The sequence below is a fragment of the Streptococcus oralis genome (assembly GCF_001579175.1).
GTDB classification, from domain to species: Bacteria; Bacillota; Bacilli; order Lactobacillales; family Streptococcaceae; genus Streptococcus; species Streptococcus oralis_O.
The window spans coordinates 595,179-596,371 of the sequence record NZ_KQ970760.1; the positions used below are offsets into that span (position 1 = coordinate 595,179).

General features: G+C 40.2%; 1 protein-coding gene and 1 pseudogene. Both read left to right on the forward strand.

The features are described 5' to 3' along the window. Positions 1-811, forward strand: an 811-nt coding sequence (locus SORDD24_RS07255) for a competence protein CoiA (RefSeq protein ID WP_231082701.1), incomplete at its 5' end; no start/stop codon positions are given. A gap of 18 nt (positions 812-829) precedes the next feature. Continuing rightward, positions 830-1,193: pseudogene (locus SORDD24_RS07260) on the forward strand (oligoendopeptidase F); the annotation flags it as partial.

The following is a 1,193-nucleotide window of genomic DNA, read 5'->3' on the forward strand; positions in this document are numbered from 1 at the left end:
TTTAAGGGATTGTGCCTATTCTTTTGAAAATGAAAGTCCAGAGCACCTAGGCAATAAAGAAGCTCTCTATCACTGGGCGAAAAAGGATAACCAAGTAGCCTTAGAGTATGCATTCGCTGAGATTCCGCAGATAGCAGATGTTTTGCTAAATGGCAGTCTGGCTCTGGAAGTGCAATGTAGCGCTTTGTCTCAGAAACGGTTGCAAGAGAGAAGTCAAGGCTATAGTGGTCAGGGCTATCAAGTACTTTGGATACTGGGAGAAAAACTCTGGTTAAAGGAGCGCTTGACTCGATTACAAAGAGGATTTCTCTATTTTAGTCAGAATATGGGCTTTCATGTCTGGGAATTGGATTACAAAAGGCGGGTTTTAAGGCTCAAATACTTGATACACCAAGATCTGAGAGGCAAACTTTATTTCCAGATTAAAGAATTTTCTTTTGGTCAAGGAAATCTCTTGAAAATTCTACGATATCCCTATCAAAAACAAAGTCTATCTAGTTTTACAGTCCCTCAAGACCCAACCATCTGCCACTATATCCGCCAGCAGCTGTACTACCAAACTCCCTACTGGATGAAACAGCAGGAGGAGGCCTACCAGCAAGGTAAAAATCTTTTGACCTATGAACTGGAAGATTGGTATCCACAGGTCAGACCTATAGAATCAGGTGATTTTTTGCAGATTGAAACGGATTTGACTAGCTATTATAGAAATTTTCAGGCCTACTATCAAAAAAATCCGAAAAATAATCGCCAAAAGCTCTATCCACCAGCCTTTTATCACTTATATTTCTCAAAAAATGTGGTAAAATAGAAAGGATGGAGGAATCTTATGGTATTACAACGATATGAAATAAATGAAAAAGATACATGGGATCTTTCGACAATCTACCCAACAGACCAGGCTTGGGAAGAAGCCTTGAAAGATTTAACTGAAAAAGTACAAACAGCGTCCCAGTATGAGGGACATCTCTTGGACAGCGCAGACAGTTTGCTTGAGATCACAGAATTCTCACTCGACTTGGAACGCCAAGTTGAAAAGCTTTATGTCTATGCGCATATGAAAAATGACCAGGACACGCGTGAAGCCAAGTATCAAGAGTACTATGCTAAGGCAATGACCCTATACAGTCAGTTAGAACAAGCCTTTTCATTCTATGAACCTGAGTTTATGGAGATTAGCGAAGAGCAGTATG